General features: G+C 46.2%; 22 protein-coding genes and 1 tRNA gene. 11 read left to right on the forward strand and 12 right to left on the reverse strand.

Annotated features, from left to right (window positions below; genetic code table 11):
* Positions 1-223: 223 nt before the first annotated feature.
* The 4 genes from BM030_RS16730 to BM030_RS16745 form a co-directional block, all read right to left on the reverse strand.
* Complete coding sequence (locus BM030_RS16730; protein ID WP_090974761.1) at positions 224-436, reverse strand: hypothetical protein; 213 nt, start codon at positions 434-436, stop codon at positions 224-226.
* Position 437: 1 nt separating this feature from the next.
* Positions 438-614, reverse strand: a complete 177-nt coding sequence (locus tag BM030_RS16735) for a 3-isopropylmalate dehydratase (protein WP_090974762.1) — start codon at positions 612-614, stop codon at positions 438-440.
* A 4-nt stretch (positions 615-618) separates the two neighbouring features.
* Positions 619-999, reverse strand: coding sequence for a hypothetical protein (locus tag BM030_RS16740; RefSeq protein WP_090974763.1), 381 nt, complete (start codon positions 997-999; stop codon positions 619-621).
* Between the two features lie 259 nt (positions 1000-1258).
* The gene (locus BM030_RS16745; RefSeq protein ID WP_170845794.1) at positions 1259-1792 is read right to left on the reverse strand and encodes an antirestriction protein ArdA; all 534 of its coding nucleotides are present in this window, start codon (positions 1790-1792) and stop codon (positions 1259-1261) included.
* Between the two features lie 492 nt (positions 1793-2284).
* On the opposite strand from BM030_RS16745, the gene BM030_RS19905 reads away from it, so the two are divergent.
* Both BM030_RS19905 and BM030_RS16750 read left to right on the forward strand, forming a co-directional pair.
* Positions 2285-2446, forward strand: coding sequence for a hypothetical protein (locus tag BM030_RS19905; protein WP_170845795.1), 162 nt, complete (start codon positions 2285-2287; stop codon positions 2444-2446).
* Between the two features lie 26 nt (positions 2447-2472).
* Positions 2473-3591, forward strand: coding sequence for a recombinase family protein (locus tag BM030_RS16750; protein ID WP_244519028.1), 1119 nt, complete (start codon positions 2473-2475; stop codon positions 3589-3591).
* A 408-nt stretch (positions 3592-3999) separates the two neighbouring features.
* Here BM030_RS16750 and BM030_RS16755 read toward each other — a convergent pair.
* Together BM030_RS16755 and BM030_RS16760 are read right to left on the reverse strand one after the other, a co-directional pair.
* Positions 4000-4072 (reverse strand) — tRNA-Lys (locus tag BM030_RS16755).
* Between the two features lie 177 nt (positions 4073-4249).
* A complete protein-coding gene (locus BM030_RS16760; RefSeq protein WP_090974765.1) occupies positions 4250-4786 on the reverse strand; it encodes an HD domain-containing protein in 537 nt (178 codons plus the stop codon).
* A gap of 158 nt (positions 4787-4944) precedes the next feature.
* Between BM030_RS16760 and BM030_RS16765 the strand changes: the two genes are divergently transcribed.
* Positions 4945-6069, forward strand: a complete 1125-nt coding sequence (locus BM030_RS16765) for a Gfo/Idh/MocA family protein (protein WP_090974766.1) — start codon at positions 4945-4947, stop codon at positions 6067-6069.
* A gap of 15 nt (positions 6070-6084) precedes the next feature.
* Here BM030_RS16765 and BM030_RS16770 read toward each other — a convergent pair whose 3' ends face one another.
* Together BM030_RS16770 and BM030_RS16775 are read right to left on the reverse strand one after the other, a co-directional pair.
* Entirely contained in the window at positions 6085-7140 is a 1056-nt protein-coding gene (locus BM030_RS16770; RefSeq protein WP_090974767.1) for a nucleoid-associated protein, read from the reverse strand.
* A gap of 15 nt (positions 7141-7155) precedes the next feature.
* Positions 7156-8058: a histone deacetylase family protein gene (locus BM030_RS16775; RefSeq protein WP_090974768.1), complete on the reverse strand. Its 903-nt coding sequence runs from the start codon at positions 8056-8058 to the stop codon at positions 7156-7158.
* Positions 8059-8193: 135 nt separating this feature from the next.
* Here BM030_RS16775 and BM030_RS16780 point away from each other — a divergent pair, with 135 nt between their 5' ends.
* Both BM030_RS16780 and BM030_RS16785 read left to right on the forward strand, forming a co-directional pair.
* Positions 8194-8841, forward strand: a complete 648-nt coding sequence (locus BM030_RS16780) for a YceH family protein (RefSeq protein WP_090974769.1) — start codon at positions 8194-8196, stop codon at positions 8839-8841.
* 86 nt (positions 8842-8927) lie between these two features.
* Positions 8928-9398 (forward strand): universal stress protein, encoded by a 471-nt coding sequence (locus tag BM030_RS16785; protein WP_090974770.1) that lies wholly within the window; start codon positions 8928-8930, stop codon positions 9396-9398.
* 88 nt (positions 9399-9486) lie between these two features.
* Here BM030_RS16785 and BM030_RS16790 read toward each other — a convergent pair whose 3' ends face one another.
* On the reverse strand, positions 9487-9837 hold the full coding sequence (locus BM030_RS16790) for a 4Fe-4S dicluster domain-containing protein (protein ID WP_090974771.1): 351 nt from the start codon (positions 9835-9837) through the stop codon (positions 9487-9489).
* Positions 9838-9995: 158 nt separating this feature from the next.
* On the opposite strand from BM030_RS16790, the gene BM030_RS16795 reads away from it, so the two are divergent.
* The 6 genes from BM030_RS16795 to BM030_RS16820 all read left to right on the forward strand — a co-directional run bounded on the left by BM030_RS16795 (position 9996) and on the right by BM030_RS16820 (position 14732).
* Positions 9996-11012 carry an aldehyde dehydrogenase family protein gene (locus tag BM030_RS16795; RefSeq protein ID WP_090974826.1) on the forward strand — a complete coding sequence of 339 codons (1017 nt, stop codon included), beginning with the start codon at positions 9996-9998 and terminating at the stop codon, positions 11010-11012.
* 42 nt (positions 11013-11054) lie between these two features.
* The gene (locus tag BM030_RS16800; RefSeq protein ID WP_090974772.1) at positions 11055-11258 is read left to right on the forward strand and encodes a fructose-6-phosphate aldolase; all 204 of its coding nucleotides are present in this window, start codon (positions 11055-11057) and stop codon (positions 11256-11258) included.
* Positions 11259-11261: 3 nt separating this feature from the next.
* Positions 11262-11942, forward strand: a complete 681-nt coding sequence (locus BM030_RS16805; RefSeq protein WP_090974773.1) for a cell division ATP-binding protein FtsE — start codon at positions 11262-11264, stop codon at positions 11940-11942.
* A 118-nt stretch (positions 11943-12060) separates the two neighbouring features.
* Complete coding sequence (locus BM030_RS16810; RefSeq protein ID WP_090974774.1) at positions 12061-12645, forward strand: nucleotide exchange factor GrpE; 585 nt, start codon at positions 12061-12063, stop codon at positions 12643-12645.
* 15 nt (positions 12646-12660) lie between these two features.
* Positions 12661-13809 (forward strand): molecular chaperone DnaJ, encoded by a 1149-nt coding sequence (gene dnaJ, locus BM030_RS16815; RefSeq protein ID WP_090974775.1) that lies wholly within the window; start codon positions 12661-12663, stop codon positions 13807-13809.
* A gap of 332 nt (positions 13810-14141) precedes the next feature.
* Positions 14142-14732 (forward strand): outer membrane beta-barrel protein, encoded by a 591-nt coding sequence (locus BM030_RS16820; RefSeq protein WP_090974776.1) that lies wholly within the window; start codon positions 14142-14144, stop codon positions 14730-14732.
* Positions 14733-14942: 210 nt separating this feature from the next.
* On the opposite strand, the gene BM030_RS16825 is transcribed toward BM030_RS16820, so the two are convergent.
* The 3 genes from BM030_RS16825 to pdxH are packed head-to-tail and all read right to left on the reverse strand — an operon-like array spanning position 14943 to position 17337.
* Positions 14943-16154, reverse strand: coding sequence for an NADH-quinone oxidoreductase subunit D (locus tag BM030_RS16825; RefSeq protein ID WP_397236238.1), 1212 nt, complete (start codon positions 16152-16154; stop codon positions 14943-14945).
* A gap of 18 nt (positions 16155-16172) precedes the next feature.
* Positions 16173-16673, reverse strand: coding sequence for an NADH-quinone oxidoreductase subunit C (locus BM030_RS16830; protein WP_090974777.1), 501 nt, complete (start codon positions 16671-16673; stop codon positions 16173-16175).
* A 4-nt stretch (positions 16674-16677) separates the two neighbouring features.
* The gene (gene pdxH / locus BM030_RS16835) at positions 16678-17337 is read right to left on the reverse strand and encodes a pyridoxamine 5'-phosphate oxidase (RefSeq protein ID WP_090974778.1); all 660 of its coding nucleotides are present in this window, start codon (positions 17335-17337) and stop codon (positions 16678-16680) included.
* Positions 17338-17358: the final 21 nt, after the last annotated feature.

Here is a 17358-nt window from a genome sequence, read left to right on the forward strand (position 1 = left end):
GAAGGCGATAGACAGGCGTGTTAGGGTATTTAGGTTTAGGTTAATTTGAAGAGAATTTTGTAAAATTACGCAGTCTTAATTCGGGGAAGTCGACAGTTGTTCCGCTTACCAAAAAAAAGACTGTTCCGACCTGGGGAGGATCTGTCTTTTTTGCCCGTCCGACTTTTGAGTTAAAATAACGGGAACGGCGTACCGCTCCCGTAAAATTTAATCCTGTACATAGCTATAACTTTAAAATCGGCTTATTACTGCCCCTGTCATAGTTGATTTTGTAGCCGTTGGACTGGATGACACCCTCTAATAAATTCCTCGCCTGTATGGCATCCCAATCGTCAATTTTGGTCATATCCATGTAGTGCAGTTTTTCAAATTGCTTTACCATTTGGGCAATAATTCGTAATGCCCTGTATTCCGTTTTATCTGCAAGATTGCTCATTTTACTTTGATTTTAGTTGTACTAATTTTTTGTATATATCACGCCAATATGCTTGCCTTTCCTTGTCGCTTTCTACTGGTGGGATGTGGTGCATATCTTTAAAATTCTCTGCCTGCTGAATGGCTTTATCAAGGTCGGTAACTTCTTTTTTTCGACCGTTTAAATCTATTATGTGCATTGTTCTATTGGTTTAAGTCTGCTACAATCATTTTATCATGTCCGAAAAGCAAGTGTATCGCTTCTTTCAGCTTTGGGCTACATTCTTCCCTGTCCGCATACTCGACAAGGCAGTTTGTTAAAAATATAGCGTTGTAGCCATTAAATAAATGGTCGGAAAATACCCGTGGGCTACGGTGCAACGTGACGTTAAACCACTCTAAAACCTTTTCGGTATTACTGACCAAGCCAAACCAAAAATCAGCCGTTACAAGTGTTCTCTCAGCCCAGATACTGCGTATATATTCCTCCTGCACTCTAAACCGTTCGGTTTCCTGCTGTACAAAAAGGGTCAAATCTTTTAGGTTTTCGGGGAATAGCTTGGCAAGCAAATACCCTTTTTTCAACGTTGTTCATTTCGTTTAATGCTTTCATGTCGTTATACTTTTTTAGTGTTAATCTTTTTTAATTTTATAATGGCACTTTCGGGGCAATGCTCGGCAGTGGTTATCTGTTGTATTGCTCCCTTTTCACCGCTTAGCGATACTACTTTTATCTTTTATCCGTATCATGCCCGTATCATGCTTTAGGGTCGCTCTATAAGTTTCTATTATCATAGCTTTGATTTTTGATAGGCGACCACCTTTGCAGGCGGTCGCCTGTGGATTAGGAATTATAAAATACATGACCGCCATTGCTCCAATAATCACCGCAAAACAGGTCATGAGCATAAGCCTCATAATCGAAATATTGCTTTGCAAATTCGGGCAAATCCATTTGCTCCACCTGTTCATAGGCAAAATCTTCCTCGTCCTTGTATTCGCCTATATAGTCACCGTCAAAATCGCTTATTAGGTCGTTTATATCCCCCTCGGATAAGCTATGATGTCCGTTGTCGCACCATATTAAAAATGCTTCTTTTCGGGTTTCGTCCATATCTTCCAAAGCCTCCAAAACCTCAAATATGCTGTCGCTTATCCAACATTCGCCGATTAAGCCGTTCGGGATGTTCTCGTAATCTTGGAACATAAATTCGGGGTCTTCCTCGTCATCGTGTAGCTCTCTGCAAGCATCGTAAAATTCGTCTTTGTCCGCATAGTCGGATAGCGTTAACCATTCCCCGAAGATTGAACCGTCATTATATTTTCCGTATGTGCCGACATATACGCTTGCTTCCGATGTGTTTATTTGATGTGTCATTTCTTTACTGTTTTGAATTAATTTTTTTGATTTATTCGGCAATGAGAGGTGGTGCTGTTGTTTTGTTTCAATACTATTTCCAATGCTTTTAATCCTCATGCCTGACATTTTTTTTATTCGTGTAAAGAGCCGGAGTATGCTGTGTTTCGTTTCGGGAGCATAAAAGGTTAGTGTTTAGTAGGCAAAAGGTTTTGGAAAAAAAATACACCCAACGGGCTGGAGATTTTTTTCCCAAACTTGTCTTGACCTTTTGACTACGTTAAGAACACGGACATACCTTTGCTCCATGAAACGTGAACAACAGGCATACTCGCTCTTTAGGCATAGCCAAACGTGGAAGTAATGAGGATAGCATTTGGAAAATAGTTCTAAACAGGCAGACTGTGCCAAATAATTCAGCCAAACGACATAATCTAATACCACTCCATGTACTCAATAAGTTTGCTTGTAGCGGATTAAAACCGCTCTGTTTAACAAGCAAAATGAGTGAAGATGGCGAAAGAAAAAACGAACGATTTAACCCCCGAAAGAGTTATGCAAATCTTGAAAAAGAAAGGAACGGAGGTTGATTTAGAGGAAGCGCAAGCTATTTTGGAGTTTGTCAAAAAGATAGCTCACATTGCAGTTAACCAGTATCTAAGAGGAAAACTTTAATCTAATGAACAAGGAAAACTGTTGTGATGAGAAAGGCAGATTTATACATACGTGTATCGACAGACGAGCAAGCGGACAAGGGGTATTCACAACGTGACCAAGAAGACCGTTTAAGAAAATACTGTGAGATAAAAGGTATTACAATAAGGGATGTTTATAGAGAAGACCATTCGGCAAAATCTTTTAAACGTCCAGAGTGGCAGGAATATTTATCTAACCTACGTAAATCAAAGAACAACAGAACGGGGTCAATCCTGCTGTTTACCAAATGGGATAGGTTCAGTAGAAATGCAGGGGATGCCTATCAGATGATTAACCAGTTACGGACACATGGTGTTGAGCCTGTGGCAATAGAACAGCCTTTAGACCTAACTATTCCCGAAAATAAAATCATGCTTGCGTTCTATCTTGCGGCGCCGGAAGTTGAAAACGATAGGCGTGCATTAAATGTTTTTCACGGAATGCGCAGGGCGAAAAAAGAGGGGCGGTATATGGGTACTGCCCCATTGGGATATGTCAACAAGATTAGTGAGGATAAAAAGAAATATATTGCCCCACATGAAGTTGAAGCCCCCTTATTAAAATGGGCATTTGAACAAATCGCTTCCAATAATTTCAATACAGAACAGATATGGAGGAAACTACGGGAGAAAGCCGATGGAAAAGGGCGGTTCAGCAAAAATAATTTTTGGGTAGCCGTCCGCAACCCATTGTACTGTGGCAAGATATTCATTCCTCCTTATAAAGAGGAAAAGGGGCATTTCGTTAAAGGACTGCACGAGCCATTAATCAGCGAAAAGCTGTTTGCAGATGTACAGGATGTACTGGACGGAAGAAAGCGAGCCGTTAACCCCAAGATAATGGCAACCGAGGATTTCCCTCTTAGGGGCTTCCTAAAATGCCCTAATTGCGACAGGAGGCTTTCGGGTAGTGCTTCAAAAGGAAGAAACTCATATTATAACTACTACCATTGTACTTCCTCCTGCGGAACACGTTTCAAAGCCGAACCCGTTAATGAGGCTTTTATAAAACAGTTACGGTATCTATCACCAAAGGCAGGCATGGTTGACGTTTTTATTGAAGCATTTATAAAAGACTTCAACGACCAAAACAAAATCCAAATGCTGAACGGGCAAATATCATAGGTGAGATTGATGCGTTGAACAAACGCTATCAAAATGCACTTTTAAAGAATGCTGATGGAGAAATGGCAGACGATGATTTCCAAGAGGTAAAGAAATTGACCAAAGGAAAGATTGAAAAATTGGAGAGGCAATTAAATGATTTGGCTGTGGTAGGCAGTGAGATAAAAGACTTAGTAGCTTCTGCATTAAAAAAGGTCGCAAACATTGATAGACGCTATGAAAACGGCGATATTGAGGAAAAACGGGAAATAATTGGTTCGATGTTCCCCGATTTTTTGTCTTTTGACGGGACAAGACATCGAACCGCAAGACTAAATTCTACGGTCGCTCTTATCTATCAGAATAACAGTAAGTTACAGGGTAAAAAAAATGGGACAAGTCTATCTTTTTTAGACTTGTCCCAAGACGTGATCCCGCTGGGATTCGAACCCAGGACCCATACATTAAAAGTGTATTGCTCTACCAGCTGAGCTACGGAATCGCCGTTTTTATGAACGCTTTCCTGTTTTGGAAAGTGGTGCAAAGATAGGATTATCGCCCATATGCTCCAAAATTAATTTCAGATAATTTTTCATTATTCCGCTAATCGCTTTGGCCACAAGATCATAAGGTGGTTTATTCCCTCAACGCAAAAAATAAACACTGTACTGAAAAAACGTCATCCTCCACCTACCGCTTTTATTGCCCGCGCGTGCAATTTACTATTTCCCCTCACTAAATGCTCAAGCAATTGGCGGTATTCACCAAGCAATACCTCGCTGAAGTCAGGGTCATGCATAACTATCTCCGAGGCGTTATCAATAATATCGGCATATTTGATGGTCTGCGCGTTCGGTGAGATCCGCGTCAACCGTTTAAGTTCCATCCCTTTCCTCGTTCTTCGGTTATATTGCGGATATCCTCTTTTGGTATATACGTCCGTCAGTTCCACTACATATCCAAGCGTTTCCTCTGCGATATCCCGGGGCATAACAGCATGCAGGAAACCTAATAGATCGCGTTCCGTAACCGGCGTATCTTCCAACACATCGTGAAGTAGGGCAGCTGCACATACGGCCGTATTATGGGTATATTGCCTGCAGGTTTCCATTACTCTTATGGGATGAGAAATGTATGGATCTGGTGTATATTTACGTGTCTGCCCGGCGTGGACTTTAGTCGCGTAATCTAAAATGGTTTTGAGCACTGTATCCATGATACCAACAACGCATGTATACTGAATTACAATGTTTGGATAAAATGGTTCATCTGTTCCTGAAATATGCCAGGATCGTTTATCTTTGCTAAACCATTATCGGGAAAACCAACCCGCCGAATTTTTGTTAATGTAACAGTACAAACGCAAAATCTGTGATGAAAACCAATTCCCGCCGCGATTTCCTGCATAAGTTAGCCGCATCAGCCATAGCGATGCCCTTTTTCTCTTCATACACTGGATTTGCCCAGCCAGGACTCCTTCTGCCGAAGCAACAAAATCAAGTACTGCGCGTTGCACTGATGGGACTTGGGGGGTATGCCTCCAGGGTAGCCAAAGCAATGCAATCATGCAAACGGGCTAAAATAACCGGTCTCATCAGCGGTACTCCTGCGAAGCTTAAGGAATGGGGCGCAACATACAATATACCGGAAAGAAACCGCTATAACTACGAAAATTTCGACACCATTAAAGACAATCCCGATATCGATGCCGTCTATGTAATCACGCCGAACGCTCTACATCACGAACACGCCATCCGCTCGGCCAGGGCGGGGAAGCATGTGATTTGTGAGAAACCAATGGCCATCAATGCCGCCGAAGGACAAGAAATGGTGGATGCTTGTGCCAAAGCCGGTGTAAAACTGCTCGTGGGTTATCGCATGCACTTCGAACCTAATACGTTGGAAGTGGTAAGGATGCGGCAGGCAGGTGAACTCGGACAGATTATGTTTTTTCAAGGGCTGTCGGGCTTCCGAATCGGCGACCCCAACCAGTGGCGGCTCGACAAGGCTTTAGCAGGAGGCGGGGCGCTCATGGACATTGGCATTTACTCCATAAACGGAGCCCGCTATATGGTAGGTGAAGAACCTGTGTGGGTAACGGCACAGGAAACCAAAACAGATACCACTAAATTTAAAGAAGGCGTAGATGAAACCATCCAGTTTCAACTTGGGTTTCCAAGCGGCGCGGTAGCTTCCTGCCTATCCACCTACAATATGAACTACCTCGATCGCTTCTTTCTGAATGGCACAAAGGGATTTGCGGAACTCCAACCCGCCACCGGTTACGGCCCCACCAAAGGCCGGACCAACAAAGGCGAACTCAGCTTGCCTCATGTAATGCACCAGACCCTCCAGATGGATGCAATGGCCGGCATCATCCTGGACAACGATGTCCCAACGGTTTCGGTGGACGGCCAAGAGGGATTAAAAGACCTGAAGATCATCGACGCCATTTACCGCGCCTGTGCAACGGGCACACGACAGCATATTCCGGCTTAATTCACCATTTAACAATTAACGTTCTTCCTTGAAGTAAACTTTGTAATAATTCATCCCTTTTTCTTCGTCATAGCCTTTTTCTATATACTCCCGTTTGCCATGGATATAGATATGGAAATTCTTATCCAATTTCAGTACACTTTTATAAGTGGCCTGAGCCTTTTTTACCGCCTGGTTGGAAATGTCAAAATATTGACCGAAGGAGGCATCCTGAGCTTCCCCGAACTGCTGTTTATAATCGTTAAACAAATGAACGGCCTTAGGGTTGCCTAGCACTTCTTCTTCAAACTCTTCTTGCTTAAACGCTTCTTTCTCTTTAAAGTAGTTCATTGAACGGTTAAGCAAATCAATTTTATCGGTACGCTCTAATTCAAACACGTCATCCAACGCCTCGTTCACGAACTTCTTATATATCTTAAGAAAATTACCGGTTTGGTTAAAGGCATCGTTGCGGATGGTCAGGCCAAGAAAATCATCTTTCCAATACAGTGCCTCTTGCTGGCGATTCGTCTGGTCAATGACCAATATCTGATAGCCTTCGCCGCGCGCGGTGTTAAGAATAATGCATCCTTTATCTAACTTATTGATGTTAATGGCTTCCTGCTCGTAGCCGACATTGAATGCGCCTTGTGAAGGATACACTTTTAGGTAGGTCTCTTTAGTTTCAGATTTGAATATGCCCACTGCTTCATGCAGCTCACCTTCCATCTGTACGCCCCGCAGGTGTACCGCATACAACTCCCCTCCTTTGATATTGGGGTGGTTGGACGCGGCATAAAGGTGCTTACATACCTGCTGGCTGAACTCATGGAAGCCCAAGCCGCCGGTAAAGAAGGCATCGGCAAAATGATACATCTCATTAAGTTCCAAAGTGCCGCTGGGATGAGAAAAATGATACACTTCGTTCACTTTCGCAAATGGACTTAAAAAGTAATGTTTCAGCAGTTCGGACAATGTGTCGTCCTGCAGGGCAACAGGTCCGTCCGTGATGACGTAAAATTCATCCTGCATCTTGTTACCTACACGGTGAATGGACAGCTGCTCAATCGCGGCATCAGCATGGTAAAACATAGGCTCAGTATATTATCATTCAAAAATACGTATGGCAGCTTTAAATGTATGACAATGGGCGTCCACAATATCACGGACATGGACGGAATATCCTCCACCCATGCTTACCTGCACCGGTGCATTGGCAGCCCGGCAAAGGTGGAACACCAGCTCGTCCCTCCTTAGGCATCCCGCCTTCGTCAATGCCAGTTTTCCGAGTCTATCGGTTTCCAGCACATCTACCCCCGCCTGATAAAAAACAAAATCCGGCTGTATATGGCTAAACACCATTGTTAAGTGGTGTGTCAGCAAATCCAGATATACATCGTCTCCTACCCCGTCCGGTAAGCCCACATCCCGGTCGGAACGTTCCTTGCGAAACGGGAAATTCCGTTCTCCATGCATGGAAAAAGTATATACCCGATTTTCATCCCGGAAAATCTCCGCCGTCCCGTTTCCCTGATGTACGTCAAGATCGACGATCAATATCCGGCGGCAGATGCCACGCCCAAGCAGGTAAGCGGCTGCTACAGCTTGATCGTTCAGCAGGCAGAAACCTTCCCCCCAATTGCTTCCTGCGTGATGCGTACCTCCCGCTACATTAAAAGCCACGCCATGCGCCATAGCAAAATGACAACCCTCTATCGTGCCGCGTACGATACGCAGCTCCCGATCTACCAATCCGGCAGACAGGGGGAAGCCTATTCGCCTCACCATTGCCGGTGTCAGTTGCATATGCAGCAACTGCCGGCAGTACTCGGGCTCATGAGCACTGGTTATGAGATCAAAATCAGCCGGTGCCGGTTCAAAGAAATTAACCTCCTGAACAATACCCTCATGAAGCAATTGGCCGCGGATAAGTTCATACTTAATCATCGGAAACCGATGCCCTTCAGGCAGCGGATGCACATAGCTGGGATGATAGGCAATCTTAAGCAACGTTGTAACTTGTTTACCGCGCGAAGATAGCAGTTTTTAGAGTGGATACCACGTGTATGTTCCGATAGATTCCCTGATAGTTGCTTATGTGTAATAAAAATCACATTTTTGGAGACTGACGCATATAGCTGAACCATGGATACGACACCTGCATTGCCTATTCTTTCCGCCGAGGAGCAACGCGTTCTGGGCGCCTTAATGGAGAAAGCCCGAACGACACCGGAATATTATCCGCTGACACTTAACGCTTTGGTTTCCGCCTGTAACCAGAAAACATCCCGAAAACCTGTGGTCAATTACGATGAAAGCACCGTCATTACCACATTGGATACACTCCGAAAAAAAGGACTGGTATCTACAGTAACTGGGGGATCCAGCCGGGTAACCAAGTACAAGCATAACTTTGCGGTAATATATCCTTTAATACCCGCGGAAATCACCATCATCTGCCTTTTACTGCTACGCGGTGCACAAACACCGGGCGAACTGAATACAAACGCCGGGCGGATGTTTGAATTCGAATCGCTCGATGAAGTTCAGTCATTACTGGATAACCTGGCCCAAGCGGAACAGCCCTACGTAAAACAACTGCCTAAGCGTCCCGGCCAGAAAGAAGCCCGGTACATCCACCTATTGGGAACACAGGAGATCCTTGACGATGAAAACGGTTTATCCGGAGACACGGGAAACGCTAATGAGGTTGTGCTGCGCTTAGCCAAGGTGGAACAGGAATTGGCTCTATTGCGCGCCGAATTTGATCAACTGATGCAACAGCTATCATAACTATAACACCTTGCCCTTATTAGAAAACCAAATCCACCGGATAGTTGTTAACTCTATAGACATTTATAACCACCAATCCTAACGGTATGGAAACAAAACCAGCAAAGTACAGCCGCATCCTCATCGCAACAGATGACAGCGAGTGCTCAAAAAAGGCGTTGGAGCATGGCCATAACATGGCCAGAATCATGGAATCGTCCGTGGCATTGATCCATGTCATAGAGCCGGCAGCACCGACCAGCTATGGCGCCGACCCATTAATGGGCCAACAGCCCATAATCATCCCGGAAACCACTGAAATACAAGAAGAAAATTCAAAAGCAATGCTGGAGGAAATCAGCAAGGATTTTCTGGATGTAAAAGAAGTGTTTACATTCAGCCGCGTGGGTAACCCGAAGCAAGAAATCCTCGCCGTTGCGGAGGAATGGGCGGCAGACCTCATCATTACGGGAACCCACGGCCGCACAGGGTTTGATCACTTTATATCTGGCAGTGTGTCTGAAAGCGTAGTCAGGCGCGCGAGCTGTCCCGTACTGGTCGTTCCAAGCAAATGCTGAATTTCATAAAACAGGAAAGTCCCACGCCGCAACAGCGAAGGACTTTCCGTTATTGATATGCACAAAAAAGCGGCTCCAAGCAGACTCGCTATTCCCCGTGCAGCCAAGCTTTTTTGGCCAGCAGTTCCTCTTCTGTTTCACGGACATCCTCGTCGTCCACGCAACAATCAACCGGGCATACCGCAGCGCATTGCGGTTCATCATGAAACCCCACACACTCCGTACATTTATCTGACACAATATAATACACCTCATCAGATAACGCCGGTTGCTCTTCATTGGCATCCAACGTAGTACCGTCGCCAAAATCGATAACACCGTTAAGTGCCGTTCCTTCGGAAAACCTCCAACTAACCCCCGCATCGTATATTGCATTGTTCGGGCATTCCGGTTCACAGGCCCCGCAATTGATGCATTCATCTGTTATCTTGATCGCCATTTAAATCCTTACAAGTATTATATCAATAAAAAAGCTATTTTTGCACCTGTTTCTTACACAAGAAAGTTAACTACAAAACAAGTAGTCTTTTTTGGTAATACTAAATTTCCTGCAAATATAAACAAATATTGTGCAATTCTGAGTTTAAGCATAACATTTTGACAAAGAAACAACGTATAAATGCCTTCGTCGCTTTAGGCGATTATTTGCGAGCCGAGGATGGCTCCCTGCACGGACTTGTCCTATCGGCCGCTCACCACAATCCCTGGTTCACGGCTCCCAATGTCCGTAAGGCATTGAATTCCATAGCCTTGAACTTATCCGAAAGCAAACTCAATGAATGGCTTGCCCCATATCCGTTTGATATGGAAATTGACCGGACCGTCGGTCTAGTCCTGGCGGGCAATGTCCCGTTGGTCGGATTTCATGATATACTTTGCGCGCTCTGTGCTGGCTTCAGCATTCAAGTAAAACCTTCCGCAAACGATGCGCTGCTCACTAAGTATCTATTGGATAGCCTGCAATTGATTGAACCGCGCTTTACAAAAAAAATCGCGCTGGTGGAGCAACTAAAAGGCTTTGACCTGGTTATCGCCACGGGAAGCGACAATAGCGCCCGCTACTTTACCTATTATTTTGGCAACAAACCCCACATCATCCGGAAAAACCGCAACAGCATCGCCGTGCTCACTGGAAACGAAAGCAAAGAAGAATGCCACAATTTGGGCGCTGATGTATTCGATTATTTCGGTCTTGGCTGCCGCAATGTGTCTAAACTATTTGTGCCGGAGGGATATGAAATATCCGCTTTTTTTGAGGGTATAACGGCGTTTTCAGACATCATTAACCATTATAAGTACGCCAACAATTACGATTACAACAAATCCATTTACCTAATTAACGGCGACACGCATTACGACAACGGCTTCTTGTTGGTAAAACCCGATGAACGGATTGCGTCGCCGCTAGCCACTTTATATCTTGAAGTATATGGCGATCGGGATGGCTTAACGAACCGTCTCACCGCGTTGGCTCCTCAACTGCAGTGCGTGGTGGCTGCCGAAGAGCTTCCTATCCCCACGCCAGTGGTTGGCTTCGGCGATAGCCAGCAGCCGGCGCTGAACGATTACGCCGATGGCGTGAACACCTTGGATTTTTTGGCCCAACATCGATAAAGCCTTTATCTTTCACCCAATTAATGCTAACTTTGCCGCACCATGTATGTCATAAAAGTCAAAGGTGTGGCCAAAATACCGGACTATGTCCAGCTTCGTGACGACGCCTTCACATTACTTGCCTATTTCAGGGTAGACCGTCCGGATAAATCGTTGGAGAAACTGGGGTTAGGCGATAAGGCTGCCGACATTATGGCGATTGTCAAGGAAATGCCCTTCGGACAGATTAAAAAATTAGAATTGTAGCTTATGATAGGCGATACGGTAATCACACTCAAAAACGTAGATATCTACCAACCTAAACACCTCGTGCTCGCCAACGTGAGCCTGAGAATTGACAAGGGTGAATTTGTATTCCTCATCGGGCAAACGGGCAGCGGCAAGAGCAGCTTACTGAAAATTATTTACGGCGACCTCCACATTGCCAGCGGCGAAGGGATGGTTGCCGGCTTTGATCTCAAAAAACTCACGGAACGGGAAGTGCCCTACCTGCGCAGAAAGCTCGGCATTGTTTTCCAGGACTTCCACCTCCTCACTGATCGGACAGTGGAAAAAAATCTGGAATTTGCCCTGCGGGCAACGGGATGGAAAGACAGGGCACTCATCAGCAACCGTATGCTGGACGTGTTGGAGAAAGTGGGCTTGCGCTCCAAACTCAAAAAAATGCCGCATGAACTGTCTGGCGGAGAGCAGCAACGGGTGGTGATTGCACGAGCCTTGCTGAACAACCCCGAGATCATTTTGGCTGACGAGCCTACAGGAAACCTCGATCCCGAAACATCGGAAGAAATCGTACTGTTGCTCAAAGAAATCAGCCGGGGGGGAACCGCGGTACTCATGGCCACCCACGATTACCAGATTATCCGGAACATGCCTTCACGCATCATTAAAACAGCCGATGGCGCGTTGCACGACAATGTCTCTATTTAGTATGATGCGCCATTTTGTGGCCCCATAATATAAGAACCTGACAGGGTGGCGGTTTTTTACCCATTGGCAACGAAATTGAAGACATATTTTCAACCATTGGACTACATTGACGTTAACTATGGCGAAAAATAAAAGAAAACAAGATAACGAGAAGGAAATAATGGACGAACATGCTGCTGCACACGATGTGCAGCCAACCGAAACTGCAGACACCGGAAACAAGGTGAACGAGGAGCAAAACGCACACGAACAAACACCGGAACAACTGCTGGCAGCTGAATTGGCGGTGGCCAATGACAAATATGTGCGCCTTTATGCCGAATTTGAAAATTATAAGCGCCGCATATCTAAGGAACGCCTGGAACTGATGCAAACCGCCGGCAAAGAAATCATTGCAAGTTTGTTGCCCGTAATCGATGATTTTGAACGGGCACTGAAAGCGTTTGAAACGGCTAAAGAGCTCGGCCCACTGAAAGAAGGGGTTTCCCTGGTTGGGCATAAACTGAAAAGTATATTGGCCAATCAAGGCCTGAAGGAAATGGAGTCTATCGGCAAACCGTTCGATGCCGAATTGCAGGAAGCAATCACCAACATACCTGCTCCGAATGACGAGCTCAAAGGCAAAGTCATTGACGAGGTGGAAAAAGGATACTTCTTGCACGGCAAGGTATTGCGGCACGCGAAGGTCGTGGTAGGTAGTTAATTGTATAGGTAAAGCATGGCAAAACGAGATTATTACGACGTACTGGGGGTTTCGCGCAATGCAGACCAAGCGGAGATAAAGTCGGCCTACCGCAAACTGGCAATTAAATACCATCCAGACAAGAACCCGAACAACAAAGAGGCAGAGGAAAAATTTAAGGAAGCTGCCGAAGCCTATGAAGTGCTCAGCAACCCCGAGAAACGGCAGCGATACGATCAATTCGGACATACGGGCGGCGCAGCCGGCGGGTACGGTGGCGGGGGCATGAATATGGAAGACATATTCAGCCAATTCGGCGATATTTTCGGTGGGGGCAGTCCATTCGAAAGCTTTTTTGGAGGCGGTGGTGGCCAACGTGGTGGCCGCCGCGTGGCGAAGGGAACCAACCTGCGCATCAAAGTGAAGCTGACCCTGCAGGAAATCGCCAAAGGAACAGAAAAGAAGATCAAAGTAAACAAACAGGTTCCCTGCACTACCTGTGATGGCAGCGGTGCAAAAGATAAATCGTCGTTTCATACCTGCCGCACTTGCGGCGGTACCGGTGCCGTGCGCCGGGTGACCAATACCATTCTGGGGCAGATGCAGACCACAAGCACTTGCCCTACCTGTAACGGCGAAGGCGTAGAAATTTCCGCGAAGTGCCCCGTATGTCATGGCGACGGACTGGTACGTGGGGAGGAAACCATCAGCATCAATATCCCGGCCGGGGTAAGCGAGGGCATGCAGCTTTCTATGAGCGGCAAAGGCAACGCCGCGCCCCGCGGCGGTGTACCGGGCGATTTGATCATCCTTGTGGAAGAGATACCGCACGAGACGTTAAAACGGGACGGAACCAACGTCATATATGATCTTTATATCAATTTTGTGGATGCCACGCTAGGTACCAGCGTGGAAATTCCGACTATCGATGGCAAGGCCAAAATCAAGATAGAGCCCGGCACCCAGGCAGGAAAAATCTTACGGCTAAAAGGAAAGGGTGTGCCTGAGGTGAATTCTTACCATAAAGGGGATCAATTGGTCTATGTAAATGTATGGACACCCAAAGCGGTATCGGCCGAAGAACGGGAACTTCTTGAACGGTTACGTAACTCACCGAACTTCAAACCGCAACCCGGACGAAATGAAAAAACATTCTTTGAACGGATAAAGGAATATTTCGAGTAATCCACCGGGGATATCCAGCGAAAAGCCAAGTGCCCAAAACACTTGGCTTTTTTGGTGACGTTTTTATGACTGACATTTATTGTCAAAAAGTCAATAATTAAAAATTCCTGACATGTTCACTGCCAATATTTCACCAAAATACCCCAACTAATATTACAAATTGACCGTTTAGTGGCTGTTTAAAGGACTTTTTTATAAAAGCGACAAATCCATGACATTGCAGGCTACCAAGCAGTGAAGTTTGGCACCTATCTTGATTACTGACTAATAAAGTCAAATAGTCCAAAGGAGGGGGACTATCGACAAAATGTTTAACTTAAAATTTTCACAAAATGAAAAAACTGTTTTTAACCTTATCTGCAGCCGTTGCTGTTACCTTGGCAGCTAACGCCCAAACCGAAAAAGGAAAAGTAATCCTTGGCGGAAACGTATCCTACGATTATACGAAAGTAAAAGATGCAGATGTTGAAGGGCATGCGTTAGGCATCCTGCCGTCTGTCGGCTTTTTTGTTAGCGACAACATCGCTGTAGGAACCGGCCTTGGCTATTCCTATAGCGAAAATACCGATGCACTGGCATTCGAGGGCAATAAGCTGAGCGTATTTAGCGTAGCACCGTTCGCTCGTCTGTACAAGGGTGAAGGCGACTTCAAATTCTTCGGGCAGCTTTCCGTTCCCATGGGTTGGGGTACAGCCAAAGAAGGAGACACTAAATTAGGCAACACGGAGCAATATGGTGTCGAGCTCGCTCCTGGTTTCGCTTATTTCCCAACCAGCAAAATCGGCATCGAACTTTCTGTAAGAGGCCTGTACTACCAAACAAATACACTGAAAGCGGAAGAAGGCGGAAGCTTAACCACCAATTCCTTTGGACTAAACGCTAACTCATTAGCTCCGCGCATCGGCGTACAATTCTACTTTTAATAGTTCAGAAACAATAGACAAATGAATATGCCCGGGTGATACCCGGGCATTTCTTTTTTCCGTATCGCTCCGCCATCCCAAAACGGGTATAAAAAAAGAAAGGTTTCCAAACGGGGAGAATGGAAACCTTTACTAACCAATTATAAACCTAAATTATGATACTGCAAAGATAGTGTTTGTTTTACACATATACAAAAAATATTTATTTTTTTACCGGTCCACTTCCCCCAGCACAATGTCTATTGAACCCAATATGGCAATCAAATCCGCAATTAGCACTCCCCTGCCCAGTTCTGGCAGTACGGAGAGGTTGTTGAAACTCGGGCCCCTGGCCTTTATCCGTTTGGGAACGTCGGTCTTTTCTTGGGTTACAAAATAAAAACCCAGCTCGCCTTTCGGGTTTTCCGCCCGTACGTAATAATCCTGGGCTTTCAAGTTTATTTTTTTGGGTACAAGCGCCCTCGGATCAAAATCCGGCGTGCGACGCAATTCCTTGGTAAGCCGTTCGAGGCACTGTTCGATGATGCTTACCGACTCACCAATTTCATCAACCCTCACCTTGAAGCGATCCCAGCAATCCCCAAGGCTGCCCATCGCGCCCTTTCCCACGGGAACGCCGAACTCCAGTTCCGGATAAACCGAATAACCGTCCACCCGACGCAAATCCCACTTGATTCCTGAAGCGCGTAGCATGGGGCCCGAACAGCCATAATTGATAGCTACATCTGCCGGTAAGATACCGATATTAGCAGTTCTTGAAATGAAAATCTGATTAGTGGTCAGCAATTCATCCAGTTCCACCAGTTTGGGCTTAAAATACCGTATAAACTCTGTGCAACGCTCTTCGAAGCCCACTGGAAGATCATAAAATAAACCGCCTACCCAAATATAATTGTATAACATCCTGGATCCGGAAGCCCATTCCAACAGGTTCATGATATGTTCCCGATCACGGAAACACCACATAAATGGCGTGAACGCTCCGATGTCTATACCGTAAGTACCAATAGCAATCAAATGTGAGGCTATCCGGTTAAGTTCGCATACAAGTACCCTGATGTACTCAACCCGCTTCGGGATACGGCCCTCAATACCCAGCATACGCTCCACCCCCATCACAAACGCATGACTGTTGTTCATGGACGCCAGGTAATCCATGCGATCGGTGAAGGGGATGGTTTTGCCGTAGTTCATGGATTCAGCGTGTTTTTCAAAACAGCGGTGCAGGTACCCCAAATGTGGGATAACCTCTTTCACCAATTCACCATCGGTAACCAATTGCAGCCGCAAAACCCCGTGCGTTGAAGGATGCTGCGGGCCCATATTGATCACCATTTCAGCTGCTCCAATCGCTGCCAACCGCGCTTCATAAGCCCGTAACGCTTCCTGATATGGTTTTTCCGTAACTGACGGCATGCTCATGCTATATCGGCTTTAAAGTTATTTAATTGAAATCCCGTGGTAGGCTTCCGCCTCCTCATAGTCCTTGCGCAAGGGGTACCCCTCCCAGTCGTCCGGCAGCAGTATCCGCCGCAGATCCGGATGGCCATCGAAATATATTCCCATCAGATCAAAGGCTTCTCGCTCGTGCCAGTCGGCGGTCCGCCATACCCCACTCACCGTGGGGACCACCGGCAGATTGTCCAGCCGCCTATCATTTGGTATAATAACTTTGAGCGTCAACTGCTGCTGATGCGGGATGGATGCCAAATGGTAAACGATGGTAAATGTACCTGACTCCATACCATCGTCGACTGCGCTGATACTCGACAGGAAATCAAAATAGGTTTCTTCATGGTCGCGCAAGAATAAACATAGCTGAGACAAATGGTCGGCGGCCACCACCAAGGCTGGCTGCAAGCCTACGCGCTCCTCTGCCTTTATGACCTGTTCACCGAACCGGCCAATCAATAATGCTTTTACCCGTGCTGTAATATCCATTCGGTTAAGGGGCTAATCGTGACACGTTCCAACCGCTCCTGTCTCTTTCATACACCAACCGATCGTGGAGCCTGCTTTTCCGTCCCTGCCAGAACTCCAATCGGTCAGGTACCAGTCTGTATCCGCCCCAATGTGCAGGCCGCGGTACATCGTCCGTATCGGCATAGTTTTTCTCCAAGTCGGCCAATTGGCTGTCTAACCATTCTCTATTTTCGATTTCCTCGCTTTGGGGCGAAGCGATAGCGCCCAATCTGCTGCCTTTAGGTCGCGACTTGAAATAGGCGTCAGACTCCTGAGCCGTCACTTTTTCAACGGATCCCGTGATACGAACCTGGCGTTGCAACTCTGGCCAAAAAAACAAAAGGGCGGCGTAAGGACGATTATCCAGCTCCTTTCCCTTCTGGCTCTTATAGTTGGTGAAAAAGCTGAAGCCCCGGCTATCCAGTTCCTTAAGCAGGACGATTCTCGAAGAAGGCTTACCATCTGCCGACACAGTTGACAGCGCCATGGCATTCGGCTCCAGCACGTGCCTCTCGATCGCTTCGTCGAACCATTTCCGGAACTGTATAAAAGCGTCAGCGGCGATGTCTTCCTCGCCCAGTTGCGCCATCTCGTATTCCATTCGGATGGCAGCGATATCCGTTTGCTTTGTTTTCGTATGCATTTAGTGTTACAAACATACAAA

Origin of the sequence: Parapedobacter composti (assembly GCF_900112315.1) — a bacterium.
Taxonomy (GTDB): domain Bacteria; phylum Bacteroidota; class Bacteroidia; order Sphingobacteriales; family Sphingobacteriaceae; genus Parapedobacter; species Parapedobacter composti.